Here is a 23,356-nt window from a genome sequence, read left to right as displayed (position 1 = left end):
AGCATGCGCTGCGTAGACTGACGGCCTGATGCACTCACGCCTGCTCGACCGCTGGAACGCGATCTCCCTGCGCACGAAGATCACGGGTGTCACCGTGCTCATGCTGACGCTCGGGCTGCTCGTGACGGGCATCGGCACCATGTCGATGCTCAAGCCGGTGCTGCTCGACCAGCTGGATGCGCAGCTCTCGGCCGCGTCGGGCGCGTCGTACCTGAACACGTACCTCTACGGCACGTCATCGGACAGCGAGAAGATCGCCTCCGACGCGAGCCCGTCTGACTACTTCGCGGCGCTGTACGACGCGGACGGGAACCTGGTCAAGACCAACTGGACCAACATCCCGTACTCGCACCGCCCCGCCGTGCCCGACACGCTCAGCGTCGCCGACGGCAAGAAGCTGCCGGCCGGCGGGTATCCGCTGCAGAGCAACGACGGGCGCACCACCTACCGCGCCCTGGCGCAGACGGTGACGTTGACGAATCCGCCGGGCGCCCTCGGCACGGCCATCGTGGCGACGACCACGTCGCAGATCGACACCGTGATGGCGAGCTTCCTCGCGATCTTCCTGGGCTTCGGGGTGATCGTGATCATCGTCGGCGCCGGCCTCACTCGCATGCTCGTGACGACGACGTTCCAGCCGCTGCGGGAGGTGGAGCAGACCGCCGCACGGATCGCCGACGGCGACTTCAGCCAGCGCCTCGGCGGCGCGACCCCGAATACCGAGGTCGGCCGGCTCAACCGCTCCCTCAACACCATGCTGAACCGGATCGACCGCGCCTTCAGCGACCGCGCGCGCACCATCGACCAGATGCGGCGCTTCGTCGGCGACGCCTCCCACGAGCTGCGCACGCCGCTCGTGTCGGTGCGCGGCTACGCCGAGTTGTACCGGATGGGTGCGCTGCAGACCCCCGAGGACGTCGGGCAGGCGATGGAGCGCATCGAGAAGGAGGCGATCCGGATGGGGATCCTCGTGGAGGACCTCCTGGAGCTCGCCCGCCTCGACGAGGCCAAGCCGCTCGACCTGCACGCCGTCGACCTCGTCCGCATCGCTCAGGATGCGGCGATGGATGCCATGGCCGGCTCGCCGGGTCGCATCGTCACCGTGCTCACACCGGACCCGGTGCCGGCGGCTTCACCCTCCACCGACCCGGACGAGCCGACGCTGGACACCGTCCCGATGCCGCTCTCGGAGCTGCCGTCGTCCGCCGCGGCGGGCAAGGTGTCGAACGCGACCGGGCCGATCGCGTTCGCCGGCTCCGCCCTCGCGCGCCTGCGCCGCAGCCGTCCGCGCCGCGGGACCGAGCCGATCCCGGTCACCACGACCGAGAAGGTCGTGCTCGCGAATCCCGCGCCCGCCGAGCCCGCCATCGTGCTCGCGGAGGAGAACAAGCTGCGCCAGGTCGTCACGAACCTGATGGGCAACGCCCTGCGGTACACGCCGGTGGACAGCCCGATCGAGATCGCCGTGCAGATCGACCACCGCACCGAGCGCGCGTCGCTGGAGGTGCGCGACCACGGCGAGGGCATCCCGCCGCAGATCCGCGAGAAGATCTTCCAGCGCTTCTGGCGCGCCGACACCTCCCGTGCCCGCGAGACCGGCGGCAGCGGCCTCGGGCTCGCGATCGTGTCGTCGATCGTGGCGGCGCACAACGGGACGGTCGACGTCTCGGAGACCGATGGCGGCGGCGCGACGTTCCGCGTCACGCTCCCACTGGCGGGCTCCCCGGCCGCACCGAAGCCGCTGCAGGCGTAAGGGCGCCGCGCGCGCTCCGCGGCGGCGACGGCGGTCGCCCGGGACGTGTGCGGCGTGGCGACGCGTCGCAGTCGTCCCGAGACGCAGCAATTGCCTGCGGCCGCCGCCGCGGACGGTCTCGGCGCGTGTCGAACGCGACCCGGCGCCGACGCGGTGGCGACTGCGGTCGCACGGGACGTGTGCGGCGTGGCGACGCGCCGCACACGTACCGAGACGCAGCAGTCGCGCGCGGTCAGAGCTTCGCGGCGATCCATTGGACGATGGCGAGCGAGCGCGTGTCGTCGGGATCGCTCGAATGGAACTCGATCCAGCGCGATCCGACCATCGCGTCGACGGACGCGAACGACGTTCTCTCCACGGTTCCACTCCAGACGAGGGCGGGGACCTGGTCGCCCTTCACGGTCATCAGCTCGCTGCGCGCACTCGGATCCTGAGCGAGCACGGCGGCACGAAGCTGCTCGTACGCGGCCGCGGTGCCCGGGAGGACCGACAGGGCACCGAGGTACGTGCCGGTCCCGGTCCCGCTGTCGTCGGTCGGCTGGAACTGGCAGAGCGTCACCCCAGGCCCGAGAATGACGCCGTCGGCGATGCGGAAGGTCGGCTCGACCGCCAACGTCGTCACGCCGGGGAGGGCGAAGGCGGTTTGCAGCTCCGCGCGCAGGTCGGCGGCAGCGCAGTCGAGGGGTGCTCCGGCCTGCGGCGTCGGCGCCTTCGCGAGCGCCGCCGTGACCGGCGGCAGCATCCGCTGCACCGCGTCGTGGAAGCCGGCCTCGGTGAGCCCGGGCGCCGACGTGTCGAGGACGACGGACAGCCAGGCATCCGCCACGAGGACGTTGGTCAGGCAGGAGACCGTGGGAGCCAGCGCACAGTTTCCGCCGAGCGAGACCCCGCCGTCGTAGTCCGCTCCCGGCGTGGCGACGGTCGGATTCGCCTCGGAGAGCGTCTTCCAGGCGGCGGCCGCATGCGGGAGGACCTGCACGGTCAGCGTGCCCGTGCCGTGCTTCCAGCGGCAGGAGGAGCCGCCGACCGCCGGGAGCGCCAGCGGCCCGGCAGCAGCGACCGTCTGCGTGATCCCGGGAGGCGTCGCCACGGCGGAGGCGTCAGCGCCGAGGAGCACGCTGAGATCGGCGCTGCTGACGGTAGCCGGGCAGTCCAGTGCGAACGCGGCCGGGGTCGCGGTCGGCGTCGGCGTGACGGTCGACGCTCCCGGCACCGGGATGCCGAGCGCGGCGCAGCCGCTCAAAGCGACGCCGATCGCGGCCGCGAGGGCGAGGCTCAGGATCCGGTTCGAACGGAGCATGGGACGGCCTGTTCTACTTCACCCAGCTGCTCGCGAGGAGCGCCTGGGCCAGGGCCACCGTCGTGGCGGTGTCATCGGTGTTGTAGGTCACGATGTCGAGCCAGCGGCCGCCGTCCGCGACGTCGACGATCGTGCGCTCGGAGTCCTCACTGGGCTCGAAGAGGCCTGAGGCGTCGCCGCCGAGCGCGGAGACGTCGACGGGCCGGCTCTGCGGATGTTCGACCCCTGCACGATAGGCCGCGACAAGGCTCGACGGCGCGTCGTCGAGGATGGTGACCCAGGTCTCCCACCCCCTGTCACCGTCCGCCGCGTCGAAACGACAGGTGGTGAGGTAGCCGGCGCGGAAGAGCCCGGCGTCGAGCGTGAATTGCGCGTGGGCGGGGGCGAGCACACCCTCCTCGCCGAAGACGCTCTTCACGGCCGCCCGAAGCTCAGGAGCGTCGCACGAGCGCGGATGCGGCTGACGCACCGTCGGAGCGGGGAGTGCGCGATAGCGTGTGACGACGCCTTGGACGAAGTCGTGGAACGCCGACTCGGCGAGCTCCCCGTCCCCCTCCGCCTGCACGTGGAGCCACGCGCCGTCTACGAGCACATCGGTCATGCAGAGGCCCCCACTGACGCAGCGACCGCCCAGGGACACTCCACCGTCGTACGGGCTGCCCACGCTCGGCTGCTGCTCCTGCGCAAGCGAGTTCCACGCGCTCTCGAGACCCGGCGCGATCTGCAGCACGACGGTGCTCGCGATCGGCGCGTCGAACACCATGTCGGCCTGCCGTTCGCCCCAGCCGCAGACGGCACCATTCGCCGTCCGAGTGCTCCACGACGCGTCCCAGCCGATCCCCCCGGACTGCAGGTGCTCGATCTTCTGAGGCGCGCCCGAGCCTCCCACGAGCGCGATGATCTGTTCGGGATCGGCGAGGTCGGCGCACGCGGGAGCCGGCGTCGTCACCGCTACCGGCGTCGACGATGCGGTCGGCCGCGGTCCGCCCGTCGATGTCGGGCCGCCCTCAGCCGCGGGCGTGCACCCGGTCAGCGCGAGCAGCGCAGCGGCGGTGGCGATGATCGCCCAACGTGACGAACGCATGATTCCTCCCCGATCGTGCGCTCGCTGCGACCCCCGATGCGAGCGCATTCCCGATGCGGCATACGCCGCAACCCCCGTCGAGAAGACTATCCATCGGCAGGGGCCGTGCAGCCACGGCGCGCATAACGGTGCCGTATCGAAACGACGAGAGGGCGCCTCCCCGAAGGGAGACGCCCTCTGCGTCAGTGCGTGAGAAAACTCGACGCGGTGGGACTCAGAAGTCCATGCCGCCGGTCGGGTCGCCGACCGGAGCCGGGTTCTTCTCGGGCTTGTCGGCGACGACGGCCTCGGTGGTGAGGAAGAGGCCGGCGATCGACGCGGCGTTCTGCAGCGCCGAGCGGGTCACCTTCACCGGGTCGTTGATGCCCGAAGCGAGCATGTCGACGTACTCGCCGGTCGCGGCGTTCAGGCCGTGGCCGACCGGGAGGTTGCGGACCTTCTCGACGACGACGCCGGCCTCGAGGCCCGCGTTGATCGCGATCTGCTTCAGGGGCGCCTCGATGGCGACCTTGACGATGTTCGCACCGGTGGCCTCGTCACCGACGAGCTCCAGCTTCTCGAACGCGAGCTTGCCGGCCTGGATGAGGGCCACGCCACCACCGGCGACGATGCCCTCCTCGACGGCGGCCTTCGCGTTGCGGACGGCGTCCTCGATGCGGTGCTTGCGCTCCTTGAGCTCGACCTCGGTGGCCGCGCCCGCCTTGATGACGGCCACGCCGCCGGCGAGCTTCGCGAGGCGCTCCTGGAGCTTCTCGCGGTCGTAGTCGCTGTCGGTGGCGTCGATCTCGTTGCGGATCTGGGCCACACGGCCGGCGATCTGCTCCGGGTCGCCCGCACCCTCGACGATGGTGGTCTCGTCCTTGGTGATGACTACCTTGCGGGCCTGACCGAGCAGGTCGAGGGTGACGTTCTCGAGCTTGAGGCCGACCTCCTCGGAGATGACCTGGCCGCCGGTGAGGATCGCGATGTCCTGCAGCATGGCCTTGCGGCGGTCGCCGAAGCCCGGAGCCTTGACGGCGACGGACTTGAAGATGCCGCGGATCTTGTTGACGATCAGGGTCGCGAGAGCCTCGCCGTCGACGTCCTCAGCGATGATGAGGAGCTGCTTGTTGGCCTGGATGACCTTGTCGACGATCGGGAGCAGGTCCTTGATCGAGGAGATCTTCTGGTTGGCGATGAGGATGTACGGGTCCTCGAAGACCGCCTCCTGGCGGTCCTGGTCGGTGACGAAGTACTGCGACAGGTAGCCCTTGTCGAAGCGCATGCCCTCGGTCAGCTCGAGCTCGGTGCCGAAGGTGTTCGACTCCTCGACGGTGACGACGCCCTCCTTGCCGACCTTGTCGATCGCCTCGGCGATGATGTCGCCGATTGTGCTGTCACCGGCGGAGATGGACGCGGTGGCGGCGATCTCCTCCTTGGTCTCGACCTCCTTGGCGCTGGCGATGAGCTCCTCGGTGACGGCCTTGACGGCCTTCTCGATGCCGCGCTTCAGCGTGATGGGGTCGGCGCCGGCGGCCACGTTGCGGAGGCCCTCCTTGACGAGCGCCTGGGCGAGGACGGTCGCGGTGGTGGTTCCGTCACCGGCGACGTCGTCGGTCTTCTTGGCGACCTCCTTGACGAGCTCCGCACCGATCTTCTCGTACGGGTCGTCGAGCTCGATCTCCTTCGCGATGGAGACGCCGTCGTTCGTGATGGTGGGGGCGCCCCACTTCTTCTCGAGGACGACGTTGCGACCACGCGGGCCGAGGGTCACCTTGACCGTGTCGGCCAGGATGTTCAGGCCGCGCTCGAGGCCGCGACGCGCGTCCTCGTTGAAAGCAATGATCTTTGCCATGTGTTTCTCGTCCCTCCCGGACGTCTGCGAAAGATTCGGTCTATTAGCACTCGATCAGATGGAGTGCTAAAGCGATTCTGGCACTCGCTGCGGTCGAGTGCAAGACGAGGGAGGGAGGGGTCACCACGCTGTGACGGCGGGACGAGCGTGCGCGGGGCGTCGATGCCCCGCGCACAGGAGAGCGCCGCCCCGTCGGGGCGGCGCTCCTCTCGTCGAATCGCTGGGTTCTAGGCCAGGCGCACCGACTCGGCCTGGGGACCCTTGTTCCCCGAACCGACCTCGAACACGACCTGCTGGCCCTCCTCGAGGACCTTGTACCCGGACATGTCAATTGCGGAGTAATGAACGAAAACGTCCTGCCCCCCACCATCGACGGTGATGAATCCGTAGCCCTTTTCAGCGTTGAACCACTTCACGGTTCCGTTCGCCATGCATTACTCCCATTGCTGTGTCGCAAGCGCGGTCCAGCGCCGCGCGTTGGACCGATAATAATGCGTGCTATACGGGTGATTGCCAGCTTTTTTGTGAATCCGTTACCAAATCCGCCGAAAGTTAAACACGCCGGAAACAAAGGGATCCGGGGTCGTCCCCGAGCGCGGGGAGTCCCGCGGGACGTCAGCCGGTGTAGTCGGAGCCGACGACGACCGTGATGTCGGCGCCCGTGTCTGCGAAGTCCTGAGTGTTCTGGATGGTCGCCCCGGGCAGCGACTGCGCGACGCCGAGGGCGGCCGCCTCCTTCGCGGGGTCGGAGTAGTACACGACGGTCGTGGTCAGGTCCGTCATGTCGGCGTTGGCCACGGCGCCGACCTTCCAGCCCGCCGCCGTGAGCACATCGCCGACCTTGCCGCCGAGCCCGGCGGTCGCGGTGCCGTTGAGCACGTTGACGGAGAGGCTGGGGTCGACGGTGGGGACGATGGTGGGCGTGGGAGTCGGCGTCGGGGTGGGCGTGGCCGAGCCCGACGGGGTGGACCCGTTGAAGGAGATGGCGCCGTTGACGAGCGAGAGCCCGAAGATCCCGGCGCCCACGAGCACGACGGTCGCCAGGGCCGCCCAGCCGAACGCGATCCAGCCGCGGCCTCGGGGGCGAGGGGCACGGTGCGCGCCGACGCGCTGGATGTCGCCCGGGATCTCGTCGAACCGGTCGCGGGGGAACTTCTCTGCCATCTTGGGGTGGTTTCCTCGGGGGTCAGTCGTCGGACGGGAGCGCCCTGGTCCGGCGGGCGGCCTGCCGCGTCTCGCGGAGCCGGAGCAGCCGCTTGACGAGCATCGGGTCGTGCTTCAGAGCAGCCGGGCGGTCGATCAGGGCTCCGAGGAGCTGATAGTACCGTGCGGCGGACAGACCGAACTCCTCGCGGATGGCCTGCTCCTTGGCGCCGGCGTGCCGCCACCATTGGCGCTCGAAGGCGAGGATCGCGGCGTCCCGCTCGCTCAGACCGGACCGCTGGGGCTCGGCCCCGTGGTGCTCTGCAGCCTCGGCCACGCGCGTGCCGCCTTCCCTCGAACCGCCGCCTTCCGTTGAACGCTCGCCGCTCATCCTAGGCGGGAGGTCCTGTGTGTTGGCCGTTTGGCCCCGGCACGTCGCCGTCTGAAACAGGGAACAGGACGCCCCTCCTGCCCGTTTAGGGTGTAGTCAGACCACCCAACCGCATGGAGGCACCCCCGATGGATTACCAGGTCGAGAAGACCGACGACCAGTGGCGCGAGGAGCTCAGCGATGAGCAGTACGCGGTGCTGCGCGAAGCCGGCACCGAGCGGCCGTGGACCGGAGAGCTGCTCGACGAGGGACGCGCCGGCCTCTACACCTGTGCGGCGTGCAACGCGGAGCTGTTCAAGTCGGGCACCAAGTTCGACAGCGGCTGCGGCTGGCCGAGCTTCTACGAGTCGGTGCGCCCGGAGGCCGTGCAGCTGCTCGAGGACGACAGCCTCGGGGTCGTCCGCACCGAGGTCCGCTGCGCCAACTGCGGCTCGCACCTCGGCCACGTGTTCCCCGACGGCTTCGGCACCCCCACCGGCGACCGCTACTGCATGAACTCGATCTCGCTCAACTTCACCCCGGACGCCGGATGAGCGACCTCGCCGCCCGCGTCGGCGCGCGGCGGTCGTACTCCCGGGTGACGGAGGCCGCTCCGACGCATGAGGAGCTGCTGACGCTCGTCGCCGCGGCGGGCCGCGTCGCCGACCACAGCGCACTGCACCCCTGGCGCGTGATCGAGCTGCGCGGTGACGCCCGCCTGCGTCTGGGCCGGGCGTTCGCGAAGGATGCGAAGGCCCGCGGCTCCGAGGCCGAGAAGATCTCGACGAAGCCGCTGCGCGCTCCGCTCCTGCTGGCGATCGTCGCCGACCGCAAGAAGAGCAGCAAGGTTCCCGGCTGGGAGCAGGACGCGGTCGCGTCCGGCGTCGCGCACATCCTGAGCCTGCTGCTGCACGATGCGGGCTGGGGTGTCATCTGGCGCACCGGTCACCAGACGCGTGCGAAGGCCGTCCATCAGATGCACGGCCTGAAGAAGAACGAGCGGCTGCTCGGCTGGCTCTACGTGGGTGGCATCCCCGCGGGGAGCAAGGAGGGGCACCGCAAGCCGCTGGCCGCGGAGCGCTTCCTCAGCGTGCTCGACTGAGCGCGCCCCAGCGCACGCTGGCGACGCCGACCGCCACGATGGCGAGCAGTGTTCCGCCGATCGTCGAGAACGCGACGGGCGCGCTGGAGGTCGGCGCGAGCAGATCGAGCAGCAGCGCCGTCAGGAGCTGGCCGGCCACGGTCGCGAGGCCGAGCAGCAGCACGCCGGTCACCCGCACGAGCAGCGCGGCACCCGCGATGAAGACGCAGCCGATCGCGCCGCCGAGGTAGAGCCACGGCTCCGTCGGCAGCGGCTTCGGGAGGCCGGCGAGCGCCCAGTGGACCAGCATCAGGACGACGAGCACCGTGGTGCCGACGAGGAAGTTGATGAAGGTAGCGGTGAGCGCGCTCTCGGCGACGACGCGCACCTGACCGTTGACGGCCTGCTGCCAGCCCATCCCGAGGCCCGCGATGAGCGGGAGGAGCATCATCCACACCGGGACGCTGCCGCCGAACTGCGCCGAGACCGCCCAGGTGACCGCGAGGAGCGCGATGACCGCGCCGGCGACGCGGGCGGGGGTGAGCGGGCGGCGGCCGCCGGGGCCGAGCCCGATGCGGTCGAGCACGAGGCCGCTCACGGTCTGACCGGCGACGACCGAGACCGTGAAGAGCGCGACGCCGAGGACGGCCGCGGTGAGGCCCTGCGAGAGCACGAGGAAGGCACCCGCCGCGCCGCCGCACACGTACCACCAGCGCAGCTCACCGCCGCGGAGCGCGTCACGGACGCGACGCAGCCCCCGGCGGCCGGCCGGTGCGATGGCCAGGGCGACGAGCAGGATGACGAGACCCGAGCCGAACGAGATCGCGGCGGCCGTGAAGCCGTCGTCGAGCTTCCGGCCGAGCTCCCCGTTGATGCGGGACTGGAGGGCGACGCCCGCACCGCAGACCATCGCGATGAGGAGCGCCAGCCAGAGGGGGAAGGTACGTGGGGTCACTCCCCCAACACTATCCGCGCGGGCGTCTGCGCTCGCCTCCGCTCTCGCGGATCAGGGGGCGGGGGCTTCGCCGTCGGTGGGCTCCGGGTGAGGGAGCCAGTCGATGTTCTCCTCGGGGGCGACCAGCTTCTCGTCGGAGAGGTCGTAGTCGTCGCCCGTGTCGGTCTTCTTCTCGTCGGTCATGCGTTCACCCTATGCCCGGGGCCGGAGCGCCCGGCGGCGGCGCGTCGGCCAGCACGCCGAGGGGCGACTCGATCGCGTCCGCGATGTCGCGCAGGAATCCTGCGGCGACCCCGCCGTCGGTCACCCGGTGGTCGAACACCAGCGAGAGCTGCGCGATGCGGCGCGGCACGATCGCGCCGTCGACGACCCACGGGCGCTCGATCATCCGCCCGACGCCGAGGATGGCGACCTCGGGATGGTTGATGATGGCCGCGCTGCCGTCGACACCGAGGCTGCCGTAGTTGTTGATCGTGAAGGTGGAGCCGGTGAGCTCGGCCGGGCCGAGGGAGCCGTCACGTGCGGCGCGGGCGATGCGATCGAGCTCGCCGTCGAGCTGCCGCACCGAGAGGAGGTCGGCACGGCGCACGGCGGGCACGACCAGGCCGCGCGGGGTGTCGACCGCGACGCCCAGGTTGACGCCGTCGAAGAACTCTAGGCCGCCGCCGTCGGCGGTGACGCGGGAGGCCAGCTCGGGCCGGCGGGCGAGGGCGGCCAGGGCGAAGCGGGCGATGAACGAGAGCAGCGAGGGGGTGCGCCCGTCGAACCGGAGACGGCGGCGGCCGTTCCAGAGGTCGGTGGCGTCGACATCCACCCACACGGTCGCCTCGGGGATCTCGGCCCGGCTGCGCGACATCGTCTCGGCGACCGTGCGGCGGAAGCGCGAGAACGGCTCGATCGCGCGCACGGTGAGCCCCGTGCGGGAGTCTGTGCGCGGGTCGGTGCCGGGGTCGGCACCCGGGTCGGCGCTTGTCCGCGGAAGGGACGGCGCGGCGAAGGCGGCCTCCACGTCGGCGCGGGTGACGACTCCGCCGTCTCCGGAGGCGCGGAGCGTCGTGAGGTCGACTCCGTGGCTGCGCGCGAGCGCACGGACGACCGGCGAGACCACCGGGACGATGCGCGGCGACGCGGGGGCGCCAGGGGCCGTGGGTGCGGGTGGCGCGAGGGTCGCGGTCGCGGCGACGGAGACGCGGGCCCGGCGGCCTCCCGTCACGACGGTGGTGCCGTAGCCGACGAGCACCTGGCCGGAGCCGCCGGACGGCACAGCGGCCTCCGGGGCGGGTGTCGGGTCTCCGGCCTCCTCCACTTCCAGCAGCGGCGCCCCCACCGCGATCGTCTCGCCCTCCTCGCCGTGCAGGGCCGCCACGACGCCCGCAAAGGGCGACGGGACCTCCACCACCGACTTGGCCGTCTCGACCTCGGCGATCGGCTGGTCGACGACGACCGTGTCGCCGCGAGCGACCAGCCAGCGGACCAGCTCGGCGTCGGTGAGGCCCTCGCCGAGATCGGGGAGGGCGAAGACGCGGGCGGTCATGCGTCCTCCCACTGCAGGGTGTCGATCGCGTCGAGCACGCGGTCGACGTTCGGCAGATAGAAGGACTCGAGCTTGGGCGGGGCGAACGGGGTGTCGAAGCCGGTGACACGGCGCACCGGCGCGAGGAGGTGGTGGAAGCAGCGCTCGGAGACGCGCGCGGCGATCTCGCTCGCCATGCTGGCGAATCCCGGCGCCTCGGCGATGACGACGGCGCGACCGGTGGCGCGCACCGCGGCGCACACCGTCTCGTCGTCGAACGGCACCAGGCTGCGCAGGTCGATCACCCCGACGCTGCGCCCCTGCTCGGCGGCGGCCTCGGCCGCGGCGAGCGCGACCGGGACGGAGGGGCCGTACGCGATGAGCGTCGCGTCGGTTCCCTCGCGGGCGATGCGCGCCCGCCCGATCTCGGGCAGGGGTGCGGCGGTGTCGACCTCGCCGGTCGCCCAGTACAGCTTCTTGGGCTCGAGGAACACGACCGGATCGGGATGGCGGATGGCCGCGCGCAGCAGCCCGTACGCATCGGCGGGGGTCGCCGGCGAGACGACCGTGAGGCCGGGGGTGTGCGCGTAGTACGCCTCGGAGGAGTCGGAGTGATGCTCAACGCCGCCGATCCCTCCGGCGTACGGGACGCGGATGACCAGCGGCAGGCGGACCGCCCCGCGGGTGCGGTTGCCCATTTTGGCCACGTGGTCGACGATCTGCTCGAAGGCGGGGTAGGCGAAGGCGTCGAACTGCATCTCGACGACGGGGCGCATCCCGTTCATGGCCATGCCGACCGCGGTGCCGACGATGCCGGCCTCGGCGAGCGGGGTGTCGAAGCAGCGGTTCTCACCGAAGCGGGCCGTGAGACCGTCGGTGATGCGGAAGACGCCGCCGAGCGGCCCGACGTCCTCGCCGAAGACGAGCACGCTCGGGTCGGCGGCGAGCGCGTCGGCGAGGGCGCGGTTGAGGGCCTGCGCCATGCTCAGTGTCTGGCGGCCGGTCTGGTCGGCGGAACCGGCCGTGTCGGCGGAACGGTCGGCGGGCGCGTCGTGCATGAGCGTCATCGGGCGGCCTCCTCGGCGGCGAGCTGCTGCGCCTGTTCGCGCAGCTGCGGGGTGGGGGTGGCGTAGACGTGGGCGAAGAGGTCCTCGGGATGCGGCTGCGCCTCCTCGACGAGCTGGGCGCGGACGCGCGCGGCGACGCTCTCGGCGTGGGCGTGCGCCTCCGCATCGTCGCCGTCGGTGAGCGCGCCCTGCGCCTGGAGCCAGGTGCGCAGCCGCAGCAGCGGGTCGCGGGCGAGCCACGGCTCCACCTCCTCGGCCGTGCGGTACCGCGTGGCGTCGTCGGCATTGGTGTGCGGCTTGACCCGGTAGGTGACGGCCTCGACCAGCGTCGGGCCGCCTCCCTCGCGCGCCTCGTCCACGGCCTCACCCAGCAGGGCGAGCAGCGCGGCGAGGTCGTTGCCGTCGACGCGGCGGCCGCGCATCCCGTAGCCGATGCCCTTGTGCGCGATGCTCGGCGCCGCGGTCTGGCGGCTGAGCGGCACCGAGATCGCGTAGCCGTTGTTCTGCACGAGGAAGACGACCGGGAGGTGGAACACAGCCGCGAAGTTGAGCGCCTCGTGGAAGTCGCCCTCGCTGGTGGCGCCGTCTCCGCACATGGCCAGCACGACCGTGTCCTCCCCGCGCAGGCGGGCGGCGTGCGCGAAGCCGACGGCGTGAAGCAGCTGGGTGGCGAGCGGCGTCGCCTGCGGGGCGACATTGTGCTCGCGGGGGTCATAGCCGGAGTGCCAGTCGCCGCGCAGCATCAGCAGCGCCTCGAACGGATCGACCCCGCGGGTGATCACGGCGACGGTGTCGCGATAGGTCGGGAACAGCCAGTCCTGCTCGCCGAGCACGAGCGCGGCCGCGACCTCGGCGGCCTCCTGCCCGTACGACGACGGGTAGACCGCGAGCTTGCCCTGACGCACCAGGGCGTCGGCCTGCTCGTTGAGCCGCCGGCCCAGCACGAGGCGCCGGTAGCCGTCGACCAGCCGGTCGGCGGTCGGGAACGGGTGGTGCTCGTGCGGGTGGCCCGAGCCCTCCTCGTCGATGAGCCTCAGCGGGGTGTCGCCGGGCAGCAGATCGTCCGAGTGCATCGTTTCTCCTTCGAAAGACGTCGCTCACTCTCAGGATGACTTCACTGGACCGCTCGCGCCACCGATCCCCCGGCTTCGAGACGAACAGTGCGGTCGCAACGATGTTCGTGGCAGGATGTCTCCCACCATGGACGACATCGACGTACGCATCCTGGACGCTTTGCGCAGCGACGGCCGCGCCTCCATCACGGCGGTGGCGGAGTCCGCCCACGTCTCCCGAGCCAACGCGTACGCGCGCGTCGCCCGGCTGGTCGACGAGGGCGTGATCACCGGCTTCACGGCGAAGGTCGACCCCCGCAAGTCGGGCCGGGCCTCCTCCGCCTACGTGACGCTGCGGGTCGACCAGGCGGAGTGGCACGCGCTGCGCGACACGCTCGGCAGCATCCCGGAGGTCGAGCACTTCGCGCTCGTCGGCGGCGACTTCGACGTGATCCTGCTGGTGCGGGCGCGCGATAACGAGGACCTGCGGCGCGTGATCCTGGAGGAGCTCACGAGCATCCCCTCGGTGCGCGACACGAAGACCTCCCTCGTCTTCGAGGACCACGACCTGCGCTGAGTGCGCTGCCCCCTCTGCCTCCACCTCCACCTCCGCCGAAGTTCACGTTGTTGCGCTCATCCCGGGCCGAATGAGCGCAACAACGTGAACCTCGGCGGGGCGGCGCGGCGCGGGTTGCCAGGGGCGCGGGGCTCTGCGACTATTTACTCACTGAACGTTCGTTCGGTAATTCGCGATTCGAGGGAGAGACGCGATGGAGACGCTGCGGGTCGCCGAGGCCGCCGACCGCGTGGTCGTGACGCTCGACCGGCCCGAGCGGCGCAATGCGATCGACCAGCGGATGGTGGATGAGCTGCACGAGGTCTGCGAGACCCTCGAGCGCGATCCGCGCATCCTGGTGCTGACCGGCTCGGACGGCGTCTTCGCGTCGGGAGCCGACATCGCAGAGCTGCGCGAGCGCACCGCCGTCGACGCCCGCCACGCGATCAACGCCACGATCTTCACCCGCATCGCCGAACTGCCGATGCCGGTCATCGCCGCCCTCGACGGGTACGCGCTCGGCGGCGGAGCCGAGCTCGCGTACGCGGCGGACTTCCGCCTCGGCACGCCGCGGCTGCGGATCGGCAACCCCGAGACGGGGCTCGGGATCATCGCCGCGGCCGGCGCGCTCTGGCGCCTCCCCCGGCTCGTCGGCGAGCCGCTCGCGAAGGAGATGGTGCTCGCCGGGCGGGTGCTCACCGGCGAGGAGGCGCTCGCCGCCCACCTGGTCTCCGACCTGTTCGAGCCCGCCGAGCTGCTCACGGGCGCCCACGCGCTCGCCGGCCGCATCGCCGCGAACGATCCGCTCGCGACGCGGTACACCAAGGAGGTGCTGGCGGCTCCGGAAGCAGACCATCCTCGCGCCGAGCGGGAGGCCCAGGCCGTGCTGTTCGATTCGCCCGAGAAGCATCGGCGGATGACGGCGTTCCTCGAGCGGAGACGGGGATGAGCGCGGCAGGCGCGCCCGAGCGGGTCGGCGTCGTCGGCGGCGGACGGATGGGTGCCGGGATCGCGCACGCCTTCCTGATGGCGGGCTCTCGGGTGGCGGTGGTCGAGCGCGACCAGGCGTCCGCCGACGCGGCGCGCGAGCGCATCCTCCACTCGATCGCGGTGAGCGTCGAGCGGGGCGAGACGGCTCCCGACGGCGACGCCCTCGTCGTCGGCACCGCGTGGGAGGCGCTGGTCGGCTCGCCGCTCGTCGTCGAGGCGGTGCCCGAGCTTCCGGAGCTGAAGGCGGAGGCGTTGCGGCGCGCCGAGGAGCTGCTCGACCCGACCGCCGTGCTCGCGACCAACACCTCTTCCCTCTCGATCGACGCGCTGGCGGCATCGCTGCGCCGGCCGGGCGGGTTCGCCGGGATGCACTTCTTCAACCCGGTCCCCGCCTCCGCCCTCGTGGAGGTCGTGGCCGGATCGGCGACGGCACCCTCGGCCCTCACGGCGGTCACCGGATGGGTGGAGGCGATCGGCAAGACCGCGATCGTCGTGCGCGACTCCCCCGGCTTCGCCTCTTCGCGCCTCGGCGTGCTGCTCGGCCTGGAGGCGGTCCGGATGATCGAGGAGGGCGTCGGCTCCCCCGAGGACATCGACCGCGCGATGGAGCTGGGCTACCGGCATCCCGTCGGCCCGCTGCGGCTGACCGACATCGTCGGGCTCGACGTGCGGCTCGACATCGCCGAGTATCTGGCGCGCGAGCTCGGCCCGCGGTTCGAGCCGCCGGAGCTGCTGCGGCGCATGGTCGCCGAGGGGATGCTGGGCCGCAAGTCGGGCCGCGGCTTCTACGCGTGGCCGGACGCCGGCGGCACTGCGGCTAGCGGCCCGGGGCGTCCACGATGAGGTTGGTGATGCGCGCCGTGCAGAGCCGGTCGCCGTTCTCGTCGGTCACCACGATCTCGTGCGACGCGATGGTGCGGCCGAGCCGGATGGCCGTCGCGACTCCGGTGACGAGCCCCGAGCTCGCCGATTTGTGGTGCGTGGCGTTGATGTCGACGCCGACCGCGCTCCGTCCGGGACCGGCGTGGATCACCGCCGCCCACGAGCCGAGCGCCTCGGCGAAGGCGACCGACGCGCCCCCGTGCAGCAGCCCGAACGACTGGCGGTTGCCCTCCACGGGCATCGTCGCGACGACGCGCTGCGCCGACTGCTCCAGGATGCGCACACCCATCTTCTCGTCGAGCTCGCCGAGCTCGATCGTCCATTCACTGCCCGTGTCTCCGTCGACCATTCGGCCAGCATACGTGCCGGCCGGGTCCGCTCTCCGAGGAGGAATCCGATGACGCCATCCAGCGACGCATCCCCCAGCAGCGTGCTGCCCAGCACCGTGCTGCCCAGCTTCGTGCAGGGTGAGTGGTGGACGCCCGCCGACGGCACCGCCGCGACCGACGTGCTCGACGCCTCCACCGGCGAGCTCGTGACCCGGGTCGGAGCGGTCGGCCCCGATCTCGCCGCCGCGCTCGATCACGCCCGCACGGTCGGTCAGGCCTCCCTCGGCGCCCTGACCTTCCACCAGCGCGCGCTGCTGCTCAAGGCGTTCGCGCAGGCACTCACCGAGCGCAAGCAGGAGCTGTACGACGCGTCGGCGCGCGCGGGCGCGACCCGGGCCGACGCGTGGATCGACGTGGACGGCGGCATCGGCGCCCTCTTCACCTACGGGTCGAAGGGGCGGCGCGAACTGCCGAACGCGCAGGTCGTGGTGGACGGGCCTCCCGAACCCCTGTCCAAAGACGGCTCGTTCTCGGGCCAGCACATCTACACCCGGCTGCCCGGGGTGGCCGTGCAGATCAACGCCTTCAACTTCCCGGTCTGGGGGCTGCTCGAGAAGCTCGCGCCGTCGTTCCTGGCCGGGATGCCGACACTGGCCAAGCCCGCGACGCCGACGGCGTACGTCGCCGAGGCGATGGTGCGCATCCTCGTCGAGAGCGGGCTCCTGCCGCAGGGGTCGCTGCAGCTGGTCTGCGGAGCCGTGCCCGGCCTCTTCGACGCGCTGCGGCTCGGCGACCTGGTCGCGTTCACCGGGTCGGCCTCCACGGCGCAGGCGCTGCGCGACCATCCTGCCGTCCACACCGGCGGAGTCCGGTTCACCAGCGAGACGGACTCGCTCAACGCCTCGGTGCTCGGCCCGGACGCCGTGCCGGGCACGCCCGAGTTCGACGCGTACGTGAAGCAGCTGGTCGTCGAGCTGACCGCCAAGACCGGTCAGAAGTGCACGGCCATCCGCCGGGCGATCGTGCCGGCCGGAGTCGAGGACGCGCTCGCGGATGCGGTGCGCGCCCGGATCGCGGAGCGCGTCGTCATCGGCGACCCCCGCGCCGAGGGCGTGACGATGGGGCCGCTGGCCTCCCGCGCGCAGCGCGACGAGGTGCTGCGACAGGTCGGCCGGCTGCTGGAGGCGGGCGGGGAGGTCGTGGTCGGCGAGCTCGGGGATCCCACGGTGCGACTCGCGGACGGCAGCACCGGCGTCGTCGCGGACGGGGCGTTCGTCTCGCCGCTGCTCCTGCGGTTCGCCGACGCGCGCACGCCCGCGGTGCACACGGTCGAGGCGTTCGGTCCGGTCGCGAGCATCCTGTCGTACGGCTCGCCCACCGAGGCGGCCGAACTGGTCGCGCTCGGCGGCGGATCGCTCGTGACGAGCGCCGCCACTCACGACGCCGGTTTCGCGCGGGACCTCGTGCTCGCTTCCGCCGCGTACAACGGCCGCATCCTGCTGCTCGACCGCGACGACGCCCGCACCTCCACCGGCCACGGCTCACCCATGCCGCACCTCGTGCACGGCGGCCCGGGCCGTGCGGGAGGCGGCGAGGAGCTGGGCGGGATCCGCGCCGTGCTGCACCACATGCAGCGCACCGCCATCCAGGGCTCGCCCGACATGCTCACCGCCGTCACCGGGGTGTGGCACGAGGGCGCCGTCTCGTCGGCGGAGGGGCCGCATCCCTTCCGCAAGTCACTCGCAACGTTGCGAATCGGCGACCAGGTCGCCTCCCCCTCCCGCCGCGTCGGCCTCGACGACATCGAGGCGTTCGCGACCTTCACCGGCGACACGTTCTACGCGCACATGGACGAGGAGGCCGCCGCGGCCAACCCGTTCTTCCCGGGCCGGGTGGCGCACGGCTACCTGCTGGTGTCGTGGGCGGCGGGCCTGTTCGTCGACCCGGCGCCGGGGCCGGTGCTGGCCAACTACGGCCTGGAGGAGCTGCGGTTCCTCACGCCGGTGGTGCCGGGCGACAGCATCCGCGTCACCCTCACCGCCAAGCAGATCACGCCGCGCGAGACCGACGACTACGGCGAGGTGCGCTGGGATGCGCGCATCCGCAACCAGCGCGACGAGCTGGTCGCGAGCTACGACGTGCTGACGCTCGTGGCGAAGGAGGGGTGAGCCTCCCGCCGAGGTTCACGTTGTGGCGCTCATTCCGCCCCGATTAAACGCCAAGACGTGAACTTCGGCGGTGTCGGAGGGCGGGAGCAGAAGGATCAGAGCGCGAAGGCGAGGATGACGTCGGCGAGGGTGTCGGGCGCGACGGGGCCGGCGGGGTCGTACCACTCGGTCAGCGAGTTGATCGTGCCGAAGAGCAGGCGCGCGACGACGACCGGGTCGGCGTCGGTTCGGAGCGCACCCTCGGCCTGGGCCTCGGCGACGAGATCGGCGACGGCGCGGTCGAAGGCGCGGCGGCGCGCGAGTGCGGCCCGCTCGACCTCGGTGTTGCCGCGCACCCGCAGCAGCAGGGTGACGTAGGGTTTCCGCTCGGCGAGCACGTGCACCGCGCCGCGGAGCACCGCCGCGAGCCGGGCGGCGGCGGGTCCGTCGGTGGCCTCCGGCGAGCGCAGCACGCCCTCCAACCCGTCGAGCGCTTCGTCGAGGGCGAGCGCGAGCAACTCGTCCTTCGAGGAGACATGGTGGTAGATCGCGGACTTGGAGAGGCCGAGCCGCGTGGCGAGCATCCCGATCGAGGTGGCGTCGTAGCCGTGCTCGTTGAACGCGGCGACCGCGACCTCCAGGATGCCGCGCTGGTCGTAGCCCGGGCGGCCGCGCCGTAGCCCGTCGGAGCGCGGCTCCTCGGCGCGCAGTCCGTCGGTCGCCAGCGTCTCGGTCATGCGCCCCAGTGTGGCACGACTCGCGGCGACGAGGATATACTGAACGAACGATCAGTCAGTTAATGAGCGTCGATGGAGACGGAGGGACTGATGACCACGATCGACACCCCGGTGGAGCACGGCGAGAGCGAGGCGCAGGCCCGCTTCGACGAGCTCATCGCGTCGGACGCGCGCATCGAGCCGCGCGACTGGATGCCCGACGCCTATCGGCGCACCCTCGTGCGGCAGATGTCGCAGCACGCGCACTCCGAGATCATCGGCATGCAGCCGGAGGCCAACTGGATCACGCGCGCGCCGAGCCTGAAGCGCAAGGCCATCCTGATGGCGAAGGTGCAGGACGAGGCGGGGCACGGCCTCTACCTCTATTCCGCGGCGCAGACGCTCGGCGTCACCCGCGACGAGATGACCGAGCAGCTCATCGCGGGCACGGCCAAGTACTCGTCGATCTTCAACTACCCGACCCTCAGCTGGGCCGACATGGGCGCGATCGGCTGGCTGGTCGACGGCGCCGCCATCTGCAACCAGGTGCCGCTGTGCCGCTGCTCGTACGCTCCGTACGGCCGTGCGATGGTGCGCATCTGCAAGGAGGAGTCGTTCCACCAGCGACAGGGGTTCGAGATCCTGCTGACGCTGACGCGCGGCACCCCCGAGCAGCGACAGATGGCGCAGGATGCGGTCGACCGCTGGTACTGGCCGTCGCTGATGATGTTCGGGCCTCCCGATGAGGAGTCGCCGAACTCGGCGCGCTCGATGGGCTGGAAGATCAAGCGGTTCTCGAACGACGAGCTGCGCCAGCGGTTCGTCGGGATGCTCGTGCCGCAGGCCGAGGCGCTCGGCGTCAGCCTCCCCGATCCGCAGCTGCGCTGGGACGAGGAGCGACAGGCGTACGACATCGGGCCGATCGACTGGAGCGAGCTGCACGAGGTGATCGCCGGCCGCGGGCCGTGCAACGCCCAGCGGATGCAGCGCCGGCGCGAGGCGCACGAGGACGGCGCCTGGGTGCGGGAGGCCGCCGCCGCGTACGCCGCCAAGCGCGCAGAGGCCGCCGCGTGACCGCCGAGACCTGGCCGCTGTGGGAGGTGTTCGTCCGCGCCTCCCGCGGGCTGAGCCACGTGCACGTCGGCTCCCTGCACGCGCCCGACGAGGAGATGGCGGTGCGCAACGCCCGCGACCTCTACACGCGCCGCGGGGAGGGCGTCTCGATCTGGGTGGTGCGCTCCGACGCGATCACCACGAGCGACCCGGACGCCAAGGATGCGTTCTTCACGTCGCCCGAGGGCAAGAACTACCGCCACGCGACCTATTACACGGAGAGCGAAGGGGTGAAGCACCTGTGAGCACCGCCCCGGGCACCGACGCCGACCCGCACGGCCACGTCGAGTTGAGCACTGTCACCCTCTCTGCCGAGTTCGTCGTGTCCGACGCCCCGGCCTCCCCCGACCTCGCCGAGTACGCGCTCTGGCTCGGCGACGACGCGCTCGTGCTCGCGCAGCGGCTCGGCATGTGGATCTCGCGGGCACCCGAGCTGGAGGAGGATGTGGCCCTCGCCAACATCGCCCTCGACCTGCTGGGCCACGCCCGCTCGCTGCTGCGCTACGCGGGCACGGCCTCCGACCGCACCGAGGACGAACTCGCGTACTGGCGCGACGAGCACGCCTTCCGCTCGGCGCATCTGTTCGAGCTGCCCAACGGCGACTTCGCGCACACGATCGTGCGGCAGTTCGCCGCCTCCCACTACTTCGCCGAGCTGTACGACCGGCTGCGCGCCTCCACCGACCCGGTCCTCGCCGGGGTCGCAGCAAAGGCGGTCAAGGAGGTCGACTACCACCGCGACCACGCCGACCAGTGGATGCGCCGCCTCGCGCTCGGCACGGACGAGTCCCGCGGCCGCACCGTCACCGCCCTGGCCGACGTGTGGCCGAGCGTGGCGGAGCTGTTCCAGGACGAGCCGCTCATCGACCGGCTGGAGGGCGTCGCCGTGCGCCCCTCCACCCTTCGGCCGGACTTCGACGAGAGCCTGCGGCCCGTGCTCGACGAGACCGGGTTGGAGCTGCCGGGCACGTTCGCCTCGGCGGGCGGCGGACGGCGTGGCCGGCACTCCGAGTACCTGGGGCCGCTGCTGGCCGAACTGCAGGTACTCGCACGACAGCATCCGGGGGCGTCATGGTGAACCACTTCGCGGAGGCAGACCGCGCCTGGGAGGCGGCCGCCGCCGTGCTCGACCCGGAGGTCCCGGTGCTCACGATCGACGACCTGGGCATCCTGCGCGCGGTCACCGTCACCGACGACGGCGTGGAGGTCGTGATGACGCCCACCTACTCCGGCTGCCCGGCGATGGAGACGATCCGGGAGGACGTCGTGCGCGCGCTCGCCCGCGAGGGGTTCGAGCAGGTGCGCGTGCGTCTGGAGCTGGCCCCCGCGTGGACCACCGACTGGATCAGCGCGAGCGGCAAGGCCGCGCTGGAGGAGTTCGGGATCGCCCCGCCCACCGGCGTCGCCGCCGCGACCGGGCCGGTGCGCCTCACCCTCGCCGTGAAGTGCCCGCAGTGCGGGTCGCTGAACACCCGGCAGCTGTCGCGGTTCGGCTCGACCTCCTGCAAGGCGCTCTACGTGTGCGAGGGATGCGGCGAGCCCTTCGACCACTTCAAGGCGCTGTGAGGGCCGGCTGATGGCCCGGGCGCGCTTCCACACGCTCGCGGTCGCCGAGGTGCGGCCGCTGACCGCGGCCAGCGTCGAGGTGACGTTCGCCGTGCCTCCCGAACTGCGCGACGCGTACGACTACCTGCCCGGCCAGCACGTGGCCCTGCGCGCCGAGGTCGGCGGGCGCGAGCTGCGCCGCAGCTACTCGATCTGCCGGCCGCCGCTGCCGCCGTCGGTCGACCGCGACGGCCGGATCAGCGTCGCGATCAAGCGCGACCTCGGCGGCGCGTTCTCCACCTGGGCGACGAGCGAACTCAAGCCCGGGGACCGGATCGACGTGATGAGCCCGCAGGGCACCTTCACCCTCGACCTCGGCGCACTCGACGAGCGGCACGTCGCGGGGATCGCCGCCGGATCGGGGATCACCCCGCTGATGGCGCTGGCGACGAGCGTGCTCACCGCCTCCCCCACCTCCCGCTTCACGCTCGTGTACACGAACCGCACGGCGATCGACGTGATGTTCCTGGAGGAGCTGGCCGACCTCAAGGACCGCTTCCCCGCCCGGCTCGCCCTGCACCATGTGCTCTCGCGCGAGCAGCGTTCGGCGCCGCTGCTCTCGGGCCGGATCGACGAGGAGCGGCTGCGGCGGATGCTCGACACCCTCCTCCCGCCGAGCACCGTCGACGAGTGGTTCCTCTGCGGGCCGTTCGAGCTGGTGCAGCTCTGCCGGGATGTGCTCGAGAGCGACGGCGTGCCCCGCGCCTCCGTGCACTTCGAGCTGTTCACCACGGGCGAGCCGGGCGAGGTGCGCGGCGACGTCGGGCACCCAGTGGTCGTCCACGACGGCGAGCGCACGGCCGAGATCGAGTTCACCCTCGACGGCACCACCTCCACCGTGACGACGCCGGTGGATGCGAACGAGTCCGTGCTGAACGCCGCGCTGCGCGTGCGCGCCGACGTCCCCTTCGCCTGCACGGGCGGGGTCTGCGGCACCTGCCGGGCCCGCCTGCTCGACGGGGAGGTGCGGATGACCGAGAACTACGCCCTCGAGCCCGAGGAGCTGGAGCGCGGCTACGTGCTGACCTGCCAGTCCCATCCCCTGACCGACCGGGTCGTCGTCGACTACGACGTGTGAGGAGCGAGCGCAATGATCGAGCTGAACATCGACGACGAGGTCGCCCGGGTCACCCTGAACGCCCCCGAGCGGCTCAACGCGCTCGGGCCCGACGACCTCCGCGCCCTCGACGCGGCCTATGCGGAGGCGGAGGCCGTCGGCGTTCGCGCGCTCGTGCTGCGCGGCGAGGGCCGCTCGTTCTGCGCCGGCCGCGACATCGCCGGCGTCGACACCGCAACCGACGATGTCAGCGGCTACCTGGACGGTCTCGTCACCCCGCTGCTGCGCCGCATGAGCGCCTTCCCCGCCCCGACGTTCGCCGCTGCCCAGGGCGCGTCGCTCGGAGTCGGCCTCGGCCTCCTGCTCGCCACCGACGTCGTCTACGTCGCCGAGGACGCCAAGATCGGCTCCCCCTTCGCCGCCCTCGGCGCCGCCCTCGACTCGGGAGGCCACTGGCTGCTCGTCTCCCGCCTCGGCCCCCACCGCGCCCTCGACCTGATCTACTCCGGCCGGCTGCTCTCCGGCACCGAGGCCGTCGTGGGCGGACTGTTCAGCCGCGCACTGCCCGCCGACGCGCTGCGGGAGGCAGTGGAGGCCGCAGCCACGGCCGCCGCGACCGGCGCCACCCAGGCGTTCCTCGCGAGCAAGCGCATCGTCGCCGGCCTCCGCGACGGCACCCTCGGCCTGTGGGACTCGATGGCCGCCGAGAATGCCGCGCAAGCAGCCCTCCGCGACACCGCCGACTACCGCGAGGGCTTCACCGCCTTCCAGGAGAAGCGGCGCCCGCGGTTCATCGGGCGATAGCATGT

At 71.7% G+C, this 23,356-nt stretch carries 26 protein-coding genes; 13 read left to right on the top strand and 13 right to left on the bottom strand.

Going from position 1 to position 23,356, the window contains the following annotated elements; all coding sequences use genetic code 11:
• Nucleotides 1-28 precede the first annotated feature (28 nt).
• On the top strand, nucleotides 29-1,753 hold the full coding sequence (locus HNR14_RS14365; RefSeq protein WP_179701575.1) for a sensor histidine kinase: 1,725 nt from the start codon (nucleotides 29-31) through the stop codon (nucleotides 1,751-1,753).
• A gap of 232 nt (nucleotides 1,754-1,985) precedes the next feature.
• Here HNR14_RS14365 and HNR14_RS14360 read toward each other — a convergent pair whose 3' ends face one another.
• The 6 genes from HNR14_RS14360 to HNR14_RS14335 form a co-directional block, all read right to left on the bottom strand.
• On the bottom strand, nucleotides 1,986-3,053 hold the full coding sequence (locus HNR14_RS14360) for a hypothetical protein (RefSeq protein WP_179701574.1): 1,068 nt from the start codon (nucleotides 3,051-3,053) through the stop codon (nucleotides 1,986-1,988).
• A gap of 13 nt (nucleotides 3,054-3,066) precedes the next feature.
• On the bottom strand, nucleotides 3,067-4,137 hold the full coding sequence (locus HNR14_RS14355; protein WP_179701573.1) for a hypothetical protein: 1,071 nt from the start codon (nucleotides 4,135-4,137) through the stop codon (nucleotides 3,067-3,069).
• 214 nt (nucleotides 4,138-4,351) lie between these two features.
• Nucleotides 4,352-5,971 (bottom strand): chaperonin GroEL, encoded by a 1,620-nt coding sequence (gene groL, locus HNR14_RS14350; protein WP_179701572.1) that lies wholly within the window; start codon nucleotides 5,969-5,971, stop codon nucleotides 4,352-4,354.
• Nucleotides 5,972-6,198: 227 nt separating this feature from the next.
• The gene (locus tag HNR14_RS14345) at nucleotides 6,199-6,402 is read right to left on the bottom strand and encodes a cold-shock protein (RefSeq protein ID WP_021761178.1); all 204 of its coding nucleotides are present in this window, start codon (nucleotides 6,400-6,402) and stop codon (nucleotides 6,199-6,201) included.
• Between the two features lie 184 nt (nucleotides 6,403-6,586).
• Nucleotides 6,587-7,135 (bottom strand): LytR C-terminal domain-containing protein, encoded by a 549-nt coding sequence (locus tag HNR14_RS14340; protein WP_021761180.1) that lies wholly within the window; start codon nucleotides 7,133-7,135, stop codon nucleotides 6,587-6,589.
• 22 nt (nucleotides 7,136-7,157) lie between these two features.
• Nucleotides 7,158-7,505 carry a DUF3263 domain-containing protein gene (locus tag HNR14_RS14335; protein WP_021761182.1) on the bottom strand — a complete coding sequence of 116 codons (348 nt, stop codon included), beginning with the start codon at nucleotides 7,503-7,505 and terminating at the stop codon, nucleotides 7,158-7,160.
• Nucleotides 7,506-7,633: 128 nt separating this feature from the next.
• Here HNR14_RS14335 and msrB point away from each other — a divergent pair, with 128 nt between their 5' ends.
• The gene (gene msrB, locus HNR14_RS14330) at nucleotides 7,634-8,038 is read left to right on the top strand and encodes a peptide-methionine (R)-S-oxide reductase MsrB (RefSeq protein WP_039921598.1); all 405 of its coding nucleotides are present in this window, start codon (nucleotides 7,634-7,636) and stop codon (nucleotides 8,036-8,038) included.
• Nucleotides 8,035-8,586, top strand: coding sequence for a nitroreductase family protein (locus HNR14_RS14325; RefSeq protein WP_179701571.1), 552 nt, complete (start codon nucleotides 8,035-8,037; stop codon nucleotides 8,584-8,586). The genes msrB and HNR14_RS14325 overlap by 4 nt, the downstream gene beginning before the upstream one ends.
• Here HNR14_RS14325 and HNR14_RS14320 read toward each other — a convergent pair.
• Genes HNR14_RS14320 through pdhA form a run of 5 tightly spaced genes read right to left on the bottom strand, consistent with a single transcriptional unit; the run spans nucleotide 8,570 to nucleotide 13,173 of the window.
• Nucleotides 8,570-9,520, bottom strand: a complete 951-nt coding sequence (locus tag HNR14_RS14320) for a DMT family transporter (RefSeq protein WP_179701570.1) — start codon at nucleotides 9,518-9,520, stop codon at nucleotides 8,570-8,572. The genes HNR14_RS14325 and HNR14_RS14320 overlap by 17 nt on opposite strands.
• A 51-nt stretch (nucleotides 9,521-9,571) precedes the next feature.
• The gene (locus tag HNR14_RS21200) at nucleotides 9,572-9,703 is read right to left on the bottom strand and encodes a hypothetical protein (protein WP_281371294.1); all 132 of its coding nucleotides are present in this window, start codon (nucleotides 9,701-9,703) and stop codon (nucleotides 9,572-9,574) included.
• A gap of 4 nt (nucleotides 9,704-9,707) precedes the next feature.
• Nucleotides 9,708-11,054 carry a dihydrolipoamide acetyltransferase family protein gene (locus HNR14_RS14315; RefSeq protein ID WP_179701569.1) on the bottom strand — a complete coding sequence of 449 codons (1,347 nt, stop codon included), beginning with the start codon at nucleotides 11,052-11,054 and terminating at the stop codon, nucleotides 9,708-9,710.
• Nucleotides 11,051-12,100, bottom strand: a complete 1,050-nt coding sequence (locus tag HNR14_RS14310; RefSeq protein ID WP_179701568.1) for an alpha-ketoacid dehydrogenase subunit beta — start codon at nucleotides 12,098-12,100, stop codon at nucleotides 11,051-11,053. Before HNR14_RS14310 ends, HNR14_RS14315 begins: the two co-directional genes overlap by 4 nt.
• A complete protein-coding gene (gene pdhA / locus HNR14_RS14305) occupies nucleotides 12,097-13,173 on the bottom strand; it encodes a pyruvate dehydrogenase (acetyl-transferring) E1 component subunit alpha (protein WP_179701567.1) in 1,077 nt (358 codons plus the stop codon). Before pdhA ends, HNR14_RS14310 begins: the two co-directional genes overlap by 4 nt.
• Before the next feature lie 127 nt (nucleotides 13,174-13,300).
• Here pdhA and HNR14_RS14300 point away from each other — a divergent pair, with 127 nt between their 5' ends.
• From HNR14_RS14300 to HNR14_RS14290, 3 genes are all read left to right on the top strand, one after another.
• A complete protein-coding gene (locus HNR14_RS14300; protein ID WP_039922931.1) occupies nucleotides 13,301-13,729 on the top strand; it encodes an Lrp/AsnC family transcriptional regulator in 429 nt (142 codons plus the stop codon).
• A gap of 193 nt (nucleotides 13,730-13,922) precedes the next feature.
• Nucleotides 13,923-14,657 (top strand): enoyl-CoA hydratase/isomerase family protein, encoded by a 735-nt coding sequence (locus HNR14_RS14295; RefSeq protein WP_179701566.1) that lies wholly within the window; start codon nucleotides 13,923-13,925, stop codon nucleotides 14,655-14,657.
• Nucleotides 14,654-15,541 carry a 3-hydroxyacyl-CoA dehydrogenase family protein gene (locus tag HNR14_RS14290; RefSeq protein ID WP_179701565.1) on the top strand — a complete coding sequence of 296 codons (888 nt, stop codon included), beginning with the start codon at nucleotides 14,654-14,656 and terminating at the stop codon, nucleotides 15,539-15,541. The genes HNR14_RS14295 and HNR14_RS14290 overlap by 4 nt, the downstream gene beginning before the upstream one ends.
• On the opposite strand, the gene HNR14_RS14285 is transcribed toward HNR14_RS14290, so the two are convergent.
• Nucleotides 15,516-15,929, bottom strand: a complete 414-nt coding sequence (locus tag HNR14_RS14285) for a PaaI family thioesterase (protein WP_179701564.1) — start codon at nucleotides 15,927-15,929, stop codon at nucleotides 15,516-15,518. The genes HNR14_RS14290 and HNR14_RS14285 overlap by 26 nt on opposite strands.
• Before the next feature lie 48 nt (nucleotides 15,930-15,977).
• On the opposite strand from HNR14_RS14285, the gene paaZ reads away from it, so the two are divergent.
• Nucleotides 15,978-18,077 carry a phenylacetic acid degradation bifunctional protein PaaZ gene (gene paaZ, locus HNR14_RS14280; RefSeq protein WP_179701563.1) on the top strand — a complete coding sequence of 700 codons (2,100 nt, stop codon included), beginning with the start codon at nucleotides 15,978-15,980 and terminating at the stop codon, nucleotides 18,075-18,077.
• A gap of 95 nt (nucleotides 18,078-18,172) precedes the next feature.
• Here the strand turns inward: paaZ and HNR14_RS14275 are convergent, their stop codons facing one another.
• The gene (locus HNR14_RS14275) at nucleotides 18,173-18,793 is read right to left on the bottom strand and encodes a TetR/AcrR family transcriptional regulator (protein WP_179701562.1); all 621 of its coding nucleotides are present in this window, start codon (nucleotides 18,791-18,793) and stop codon (nucleotides 18,173-18,175) included.
• 90 nt (nucleotides 18,794-18,883) lie between these two features.
• On the opposite strand from HNR14_RS14275, the gene paaA reads away from it, so the two are divergent.
• The 6 genes from paaA to HNR14_RS14245 are packed head-to-tail and all read left to right on the top strand — an operon-like array spanning nucleotide 18,884 to nucleotide 23,351.
• Nucleotides 18,884-19,846, top strand: a complete 963-nt coding sequence (paaA, locus tag HNR14_RS14270) for a 1,2-phenylacetyl-CoA epoxidase subunit PaaA (protein WP_179701561.1) — start codon at nucleotides 18,884-18,886, stop codon at nucleotides 19,844-19,846.
• On the top strand, nucleotides 19,843-20,130 hold the full coding sequence (gene paaB, locus HNR14_RS14265) for a 1,2-phenylacetyl-CoA epoxidase subunit PaaB (RefSeq protein WP_179701560.1): 288 nt from the start codon (nucleotides 19,843-19,845) through the stop codon (nucleotides 20,128-20,130). Before paaA ends, paaB begins: the two co-directional genes overlap by 4 nt.
• Nucleotides 20,127-20,963, top strand: coding sequence for a 1,2-phenylacetyl-CoA epoxidase subunit PaaC (paaC, locus tag HNR14_RS14260; protein WP_179701559.1), 837 nt, complete (start codon nucleotides 20,127-20,129; stop codon nucleotides 20,961-20,963). Before paaB ends, paaC begins: the two co-directional genes overlap by 4 nt.
• A complete protein-coding gene (paaD, locus tag HNR14_RS14255) occupies nucleotides 20,957-21,451 on the top strand; it encodes a 1,2-phenylacetyl-CoA epoxidase subunit PaaD (RefSeq protein ID WP_179701558.1) in 495 nt (164 codons plus the stop codon). The genes paaC and paaD overlap by 7 nt, the downstream gene beginning before the upstream one ends.
• A 10-nt stretch (nucleotides 21,452-21,461) precedes the next feature.
• Entirely contained in the window at nucleotides 21,462-22,568 is a 1,107-nt protein-coding gene (gene paaE, locus HNR14_RS14250) for a 1,2-phenylacetyl-CoA epoxidase subunit PaaE (RefSeq protein ID WP_179701557.1), read from the top strand.
• Nucleotides 22,569-22,580: 12 nt separating this feature from the next.
• On the top strand, nucleotides 22,581-23,351 hold the full coding sequence (locus tag HNR14_RS14245) for an enoyl-CoA hydratase/isomerase family protein (RefSeq protein WP_179701556.1): 771 nt from the start codon (nucleotides 22,581-22,583) through the stop codon (nucleotides 23,349-23,351).
• Nucleotides 23,352-23,356: the final 5 nt, after the last annotated feature.

The sequence above is a fragment of the Leifsonia naganoensis genome (genome assembly GCF_013410615.1).
Classification (GTDB): domain Bacteria; phylum Actinomycetota; class Actinomycetes; order Actinomycetales; family Microbacteriaceae; genus Leifsonia; species Leifsonia aquatica.
Note: the sequence above shows the minus strand (reverse complement) of the source record. Positions and strands in the feature narration are given on the sequence as shown.

What these genes read in the sequence shown, in the direction of transcription:
- HNR14_RS14315 (WP_179701569.1), bottom strand. Translation starts at nt 11,054, where the DNA reads ATGACCGCCCGCGTCTTCGCCCTCCCCGATCTCGGCGAGGGCCTCACC.
- HNR14_RS14300 (WP_039922931.1), top strand. Translation starts at nt 13,301, where the DNA reads ATGGACGACATCGACGTACGCATCCTGGACGCTTTGCGCAGCGACGGC.
- HNR14_RS14360 (WP_179701574.1), bottom strand. Translation starts at nt 3,053, where the DNA reads ATGCTCCGTTCGAACCGGATCCTGAGCCTCGCCCTCGCGGCCGCGATC.
- HNR14_RS14355 (WP_179701573.1), bottom strand. Translation starts at nt 4,137, where the DNA reads ATGCGTTCGTCACGTTGGGCGATCATCGCCACCGCCGCTGCGCTGCTC.
- HNR14_RS14285 (WP_179701564.1), bottom strand. Translation starts at nt 15,929, where the DNA reads ATGGTCGACGGAGACACGGGCAGTGAATGGACGATCGAGCTCGGCGAG.
- msrB (WP_039921598.1), top strand. Translation starts at nt 7,634, where the DNA reads ATGGATTACCAGGTCGAGAAGACCGACGACCAGTGGCGCGAGGAGCTC.
- groL (WP_179701572.1), bottom strand. Translation starts at nt 5,971, where the DNA reads ATGGCAAAGATCATTGCTTTCAACGAGGACGCGCGTCGCGGCCTCGAG.
- HNR14_RS14340 (WP_021761180.1), bottom strand. Translation starts at nt 7,135, where the DNA reads ATGGCAGAGAAGTTCCCCCGCGACCGGTTCGACGAGATCCCGGGCGAC.
- HNR14_RS14290 (WP_179701565.1), top strand. Translation starts at nt 14,654, where the DNA reads ATGAGCGCGGCAGGCGCGCCCGAGCGGGTCGGCGTCGTCGGCGGCGGA.
- HNR14_RS14365 (WP_179701575.1), top strand. Translation starts at nt 29, where the DNA reads ATGCACTCACGCCTGCTCGACCGCTGGAACGCGATCTCCCTGCGCACG.
- HNR14_RS14335 (WP_021761182.1), bottom strand. Translation starts at nt 7,505, where the DNA reads ATGAGCGGCGAGCGTTCAACGGAAGGCGGCGGTTCGAGGGAAGGCGGC.
- HNR14_RS14310 (WP_179701568.1), bottom strand. Translation starts at nt 12,100, where the DNA reads ATGACGCTCATGCACGACGCGCCCGCCGACCGTTCCGCCGACACGGCC.
- HNR14_RS14345 (WP_021761178.1), bottom strand. Translation starts at nt 6,402, where the DNA reads ATGGCGAACGGAACCGTGAAGTGGTTCAACGCTGAAAAGGGCTACGGA.
- paaA (WP_179701561.1), top strand. Translation starts at nt 18,884, where the DNA reads ATGACCACGATCGACACCCCGGTGGAGCACGGCGAGAGCGAGGCGCAG.
- HNR14_RS14325 (WP_179701571.1), top strand. Translation starts at nt 8,035, where the DNA reads ATGAGCGACCTCGCCGCCCGCGTCGGCGCGCGGCGGTCGTACTCCCGG.
- HNR14_RS21200 (WP_281371294.1), bottom strand. Translation starts at nt 9,703, where the DNA reads ATGACCGACGAGAAGAAGACCGACACGGGCGACGACTACGACCTCTCC.
- paaD (WP_179701558.1), top strand. Translation starts at nt 20,957, where the DNA reads ATGGTGAACCACTTCGCGGAGGCAGACCGCGCCTGGGAGGCGGCCGCC.
- pdhA (WP_179701567.1), bottom strand. Translation starts at nt 13,173, where the DNA reads ATGCACTCGGACGATCTGCTGCCCGGCGACACCCCGCTGAGGCTCATC.
- HNR14_RS14275 (WP_179701562.1), bottom strand. Translation starts at nt 18,793, where the DNA reads ATGACCGAGACGCTGGCGACCGACGGACTGCGCGCCGAGGAGCCGCGC.
- HNR14_RS14245 (WP_179701556.1), top strand. Translation starts at nt 22,581, where the DNA reads ATGATCGAGCTGAACATCGACGACGAGGTCGCCCGGGTCACCCTGAAC.
- paaE (WP_179701557.1), top strand. Translation starts at nt 21,462, where the DNA reads ATGGCCCGGGCGCGCTTCCACACGCTCGCGGTCGCCGAGGTGCGGCCG.
- HNR14_RS14295 (WP_179701566.1), top strand. Translation starts at nt 13,923, where the DNA reads ATGGAGACGCTGCGGGTCGCCGAGGCCGCCGACCGCGTGGTCGTGACG.
- paaZ (WP_179701563.1), top strand. Translation starts at nt 15,978, where the DNA reads ATGACGCCATCCAGCGACGCATCCCCCAGCAGCGTGCTGCCCAGCACC.